The organism is Mesorhizobium sp. M4B.F.Ca.ET.017.02.2.1, assembly GCF_003998955.1.
Classification (GTDB): Bacteria; Pseudomonadota; Alphaproteobacteria; order Rhizobiales; family Rhizobiaceae; genus Mesorhizobium; species Mesorhizobium abyssinicae.
In genome coordinates, this window is sequence record NZ_RZOF01000405.1 from 1 (window position 1) to 5,198 (window position 5,198).

The 5,198-nt window shown below is 65.2% G+C and carries 6 protein-coding genes; all 6 read left to right on the forward strand.

What is annotated here, in order from left to right:
• Positions 1–574: tetratricopeptide repeat protein (locus EN738_RS30475; RefSeq protein WP_145966976.1), on the forward strand; the 574-nt coding region annotated here is incomplete at its 5' end.
• Between the two features lie 139 nt (positions 575–713).
• A complete protein-coding gene (gene efp, locus EN738_RS30480; RefSeq protein WP_127286858.1) occupies positions 714–1,280 on the forward strand; it encodes an elongation factor P in 567 nt (188 codons plus the stop codon).
• A gap of 26 nt (positions 1,281–1,306) precedes the next feature.
• On the forward strand, positions 1,307–2,116 hold the full coding sequence (locus EN738_RS30485; RefSeq protein WP_127286859.1) for an inositol monophosphatase family protein: 810 nt from the start codon (positions 1,307–1,309) through the stop codon (positions 2,114–2,116).
• Positions 2,117–2,214: 98 nt separating this feature from the next.
• Positions 2,215–2,901, forward strand: a complete 687-nt coding sequence (locus tag EN738_RS30490; RefSeq protein ID WP_127286860.1) for a hemolysin III family protein — start codon at positions 2,215–2,217, stop codon at positions 2,899–2,901.
• Positions 2,902–3,098: 197 nt separating this feature from the next.
• Positions 3,099–4,124, forward strand: coding sequence for a MotA/TolQ/ExbB proton channel family protein (locus tag EN738_RS30495; protein WP_127286861.1), 1,026 nt, complete (start codon positions 3,099–3,101; stop codon positions 4,122–4,124).
• A 1-nt stretch (position 4,125) separates the two neighbouring features.
• Positions 4,126–5,157, forward strand: coding sequence for a peptidoglycan -binding protein (locus EN738_RS30500; protein ID WP_127286862.1), 1,032 nt, complete (start codon positions 4,126–4,128; stop codon positions 5,155–5,157).
• Positions 5,158–5,198: the final 41 nt, after the last annotated feature.

Consider the following 5,198-nt stretch of genomic DNA (forward strand, 5'->3'; position numbering starts at 1 on the left):
GGACGAGAAGGCGGCGTATGCGCTGATGCAGGCCGCCGCCGAGGCCGGCAATCGCCTGGCGCAGTTCAATTTCGCGCAACTGCTCGTCCAGCAGGATCCCGGCGATGCCGGCATCGCCAAGGCTGCCACCTATTACGAGCGCGCCGCCGCGACGGGACTGGCCGACGCGCAATATGCGATGGCGCAGATCTACGCCAACGGCGTCGGCGGCAAGCCGCGCGACGACTCCCAGGCGCGCACCCTTTTGGCGCAGGCCGCCAGGCAGAATTACGACACCGCGCAGATCGACCTCGCCACCTGGATGATCGAGGGGCGCGGCGGCAGCCGCGACCTGAAGTCGGGCTTCGGCTGGATGAAACAGGCAGCCGAGGGCGGCAATGTCGCCGCCCAGAATCGCCTCGCCAAGCTCTACATGGAAGGCATCGGCACCGATCCGGACCTGATCCTCGCCGGCGCCTGGTATATCGTCGCCCGCCGCGCCGGGCTGATCGACCCTCAGATGGACGATTTCCTGCAAGGGCTCGACGACGACCAGACCAAGCAGGCGCTGCAGAAGGCGAACCGCTTGCCCTGACGCGCCGGCGGGCAGCGGGCAGGCGGCAGCCGCCGATCGGGCTGCGTCGCCCCGCTCCCTTGCCTCTCCTGGCGATTTGTGGTCTTGGAAGCGCCAAATCGCCGTTCGTGGCGAAAATCTCATTCCGGATCACATCATCATGGCCAAGATCAATGGCAACGAAATCCGTCCCGGCTATGTCATCGAGCACGATGGCGGGCTGTGGGTCGCGGTCAAGACCAACACCGTCAAGCCCGGCAAGGGCGGCGCCTACAACCAGGTCGAGCTGAAGAACCTGATCAACGGCACCAAGCTCAACGAGCGCTTCCGCTCGGCCGAGACCGTCGAGCAGATCCGGCTCGACCTCAAGGATTTTTCCTTCCTCTACGAACAGGACGACGCGCTGGTGTTCATGGACACCCAAAGCTATGAGCAGCTCGAACTGAACAAGGATTTCGTCGGCGACCGCGCCGCTTTCCTGCAGGACGGCATGATGGTCACGGTCCAGCTCTATGAGGAGCGTCCGATCGGCATCTCGCTGCCCGACCAGGTGACGCTGACCATCACCGAGGCCGACCCGGTGGTGAAGGGCCAGACGGCCGCCTCGTCCTACAAGCCGGCGGTGCTGGAAAACGGCATCCGCGTGCTGGTGCCGCCGTTCATCGGCGCCGGCGAGCGCATCATCGTCGACACCAACGAGATCACTTACGTGCGCCGCGCAGACTAAAGCGCCAAGCAGCAGGAAAAGAAAAAATGGCGCGTTCCGCGATCCTCAATGTCATGGTCCAGGCCGCGATGAAAGCCGGCCGCTCGCTGTCGCGCGACTTCGGCGAAGTGCAGAACCTGCAGGTGTCGATGAAGGGGCCGGGCGACTATGTCAGCCAGGCCGACCGCAAGGCCGAGGACATCCTGTTCACCGAACTGTCGAAGGCCAGGCCCGGCTATTCCTTCCTGATGGAAGAGCGCGGCGCCGTCGAGGGCGAGGACGGCCAGCACCGCTGGATCGTCGATCCGCTCGACGGCACGACCAACTTCCTGCACGGCATTCCGATGTTCGCCATCTCGATCGCGCTGGAGCGCCAGGGCCAGGTCGTCGCCGGCGTCGTCTACAATCCGGCGATGGACGAGCTCTACACCGCCGAGCGCGGCGGCGGCGCCTTCATGAACGACCGTCGGCTGCGGGTTGCCGGCCGCACCAAGCTCATCGATTCTGTGATCGGCTGCGGCGTGCCGCATCTCGGCCGCGGCCAGCACGGCAATTTCCTCATCGAGCTGCGCAACGTTATGGCCGAGGTGTCGGGCGTGCGCCGCCTTGGCTCCGCCTCGCTCGACCTCGCCTATGTCGCCGCTGGCCGCATGGACGGGTTCTGGGAAGTCGGCCTGTCGGCCTGGGACATCGCCGCCGGCCTGCTGCTGATCCGCGAGGCTGGCGGCTTCGCCTCCGATTTCGAGGGCGGCCAGGAGATGCTGGAACGTGGTTCTGTCGTCGCCGGCAACGAGATCATCCAGCGCGCGCTGCTGAAGACCGTCAAGAAGCCGCTGTCATCCGGCAAATCCGGTTGACGGGCGCGCCGCGCTGAAGCGCCGCAGTCGCAAAACCGCAACCAAAGCTTGAAATACTGTCCGGCAAGCGCCCAGATGAGGGCGATGCAGGACCGCTCATGAGCAATTCAGGGCCACAGATCGAGATCCCGTTCGTCGGACGCTGGCACTATTCGCGCGCCGAAATGATCGCCGACGGCATCGTTCACGCGGTGGGCATCGTGCTGGCGATCGCCGCGGGCTCGGCCTTCCTGGCGCTTGCAGCCTTCCATGCCGGACCCGGCGAATACATTGCCGCCGCCTTCTATGTCGTCGCGCTGCTCACCGTGCTCTCGGTGTCGCTGGCCTATAATCTGTGGCCGGTGTCGTCGCCGGCGAAGTGGATCCTGCGCCGCTTCGACCATGCCGCGATCTACCTCCTCATCGCCGCCACCTACACGCCCTTTCTCGCCCAGCTCGACGGCTCGCCGCTGGCCGTTTCGATGATCGTGCTGGTGTGGACGGCGGCGGTGGTCGGCATCGCCATCAAGGTGCTGTTCCCCGGCCGCTTCGACCGCCTGGCGATCGTCTTCTACCTGGCCATAGGCTGGAGCGGCATCGTGCTTGTCGGCCCGTTGGTCCAGACCCTGCCGGCGACATCGATCGCGCTGATCGTCGCCGGCGGCATCGTCTATTCGCTGGGCGTCATCTTCTTCGCCTGGAAGGGCCTGCGCTTCCACAACGCCGTCTGGCACGGCTTCGTCGTCACCGGCGCCGGCCTGCACCTGGCAGCCATGGTCGACTGTCTGGTGATAAACCGCTTCTAGGACATGATCCCGAACCGGTTTTCGGAAAAGATCATGCCGCAACAGGAAGATGGAGCCCCATCCCGTTTCCATCGGGAGGGAACAGGCTCCAAAGCCCGGCTCGGCATTCTTGCCAAGCGCCATTCAATTTGGTCACAATTCCGTTTAGAGTCGCGAACTGGTTGATCGGCGGCAGCCGCATCGGAAACGGGGCACGAATGGCTTTTCTCAGATCCTTCGGCATCGGCAGACGCTCCGACGTTCTGATCTACGACCCTCATAAACTGTCGAGCCCGCAGGTTTTCCTGCTGACCATGATGATCTTCCTGATCATCGTCGCTTTCATCGCCGCCATCCTGACCCGCCAGGTCTCGACCGCCTTCTCCACCAATCCGGGCCTCAACGGACTGATCATCGGCGTGCTGGTGGTCGGCATCCTGCTCGCCTTCGCCCAGGTCGGGCGCCTGTTTCGCGAGGTGCGCTGGGTCAACTCCTTCCGCGCCGGCTCGGAGACCACCGAACCTGTGCTGCTGGCGCCGATGAAGGCGATGATCGGCCGCTCGTCGACGGTCGCCTTCTCGACGACCTCGATGCGCACCATGCTCGACTCGATCGCCACCCGCCTCGACGAGAGCCGCGACACCTCGCGCTACCTGGTCGGGCTGCTCGTGTTCCTCGGCCTGCTCGGCACCTTCTGGGGCCTGCTCGGCACCATCGGCTCGATCCGCGAAACCATCGAAGCGCTCGATCCCGGCACCGGCGACGCCGCCGCCGTCCTGGATTCACTGAAGCAGGGACTGTCGGCGCCGCTCGCCGGCATGGGCACCGCCTTCTCGTCCTCGCTGTTCGGCCTCTCCGGCTCGCTGGTGCTCGGCTTCCTCGACCTGCAGGCCGGCCGGGCCCAGACCCGCTTCTATACCGAGCTCGAGAACTGGCTGTCCTCGGTCACCGACCTTTCCTCCGACATCGTCGTATCCGATAATGCCAGGAGCGAGCCTTCCGACGAGATCCGCCTGTTGTCGGAGCGCCTGCGCAGCCTGCAGGAAAATGGCGGCGGCTCCAACCCGCGCGTCGCCACCGCCATGGCCAATCTCGCCGACGGCATTTCCGGCCTGGTCAAGAACATGCGCTCGGAACAGCAGATCATGCGCGATTGGGTCGAGGCGCAGTCCGACGAGCAGAAGGCGATGCGCAACACGCTGGAAAAGATCGCCGACGCCCTGAAGAAGCAGGGAGTGCACTGACGTGGCACTGGCGCGGGCGCGGCGTGCCGATCGCCGCATCGACTACTGGCCGGGCTTCGTCGACGCGCTGTCGACGCTGCTGCTCGCCATCATGTTCCTGCTCACCGTCTTCGTGCTGGCGCAGTTCCTGCTCGGCCGCGAGATCTCCGGCAAGGACACGGTGCTCAACCGCCTCAACTCGCAGATCAATGAACTGACCCAGCTGCTGGCGCTGGAGCGCTCGACGACGCAGGACAGGGAGGACTCGCTCGCCAATCTGCAGGCGTCGCTGTCGGCGTCTGAGGCGGAAAAGAGCCGGCTCGAACAATTGCTGGCGCAAGGCGCCGGCGCCGGCGACGCCGCCAACCAGCGCGCCGCCGCCCTCTCCGGCGAACTCGACAGCCAGCGCCAGATCAGCCAGCAGGCGCTGAGCCAGGTCGAGATCCTCAACCAGCAGATCGCAGCACTGCGCAAGCAGATCGGCGCGCTCGAGGACGCGCTCAACGTGTCGGAAGCGCGCGACCGCGATTCCAACACCAAGATCGCCGATCTCGGCCGCCGCCTCAATGTCGCGCTGGCGCAGCGCGTGCAGGAGCTGAACCGCTACCGTTCCGACTTCTTCGGCAGGTTGCGCGAGATCCTCGCCGACCGTGAGAACATCCGCATCGTCGGCGATCGCTTCGTCTTCCAGTCGGAAGTGCTGTTCCCGACTGGCTCCGAGGAGATCAACGATGCCGGCAAGGTCGAGATGAAGAAGCTCGCCGACGCCATCATCGAACTGCAGAAGGAAATTCCGCCGGAGATCAGCTGGGTGTTGCGCGTCGACGGCCACACCGACAACAAGCCGTTGTCCGGCACCGGCCGTTATCGCGATAATTGGGAGCTGTCGACGGCGCGCTCGACCTCGGTGGTGAAGTTCCTGATCGAGAACGGCGTGCCGGCCAATCGGCTGGTCGCGGCCGGCTTCGGCGAGTTCCAGCCGCTCGACCCCGCCGACACCGACGAAGCGCGCACCAAGAACCGCCGCATCGAGTTGAAGCTCACCGAACGGTGATCGCGTATCACGCGAATTTGTTCGCCGGCTCAACGCTAGGG

Excerpts from the sequence above, each read along its gene's own strand:
- efp (WP_127286858.1), top strand. The coding sequence starts at position 714 with ATGGCCAAGATCAATGGCAACGAAATCCGTCCCGGCTATGTCATCGAG.
- EN738_RS30485 (WP_127286859.1), top strand. The coding sequence starts at position 1,307 with ATGGCGCGTTCCGCGATCCTCAATGTCATGGTCCAGGCCGCGATGAAA.
- EN738_RS30490 (WP_127286860.1), top strand. The coding sequence starts at position 2,215 with ATGAGCAATTCAGGGCCACAGATCGAGATCCCGTTCGTCGGACGCTGG.
- EN738_RS30495 (WP_127286861.1), top strand. The coding sequence starts at position 3,099 with ATGGCTTTTCTCAGATCCTTCGGCATCGGCAGACGCTCCGACGTTCTG.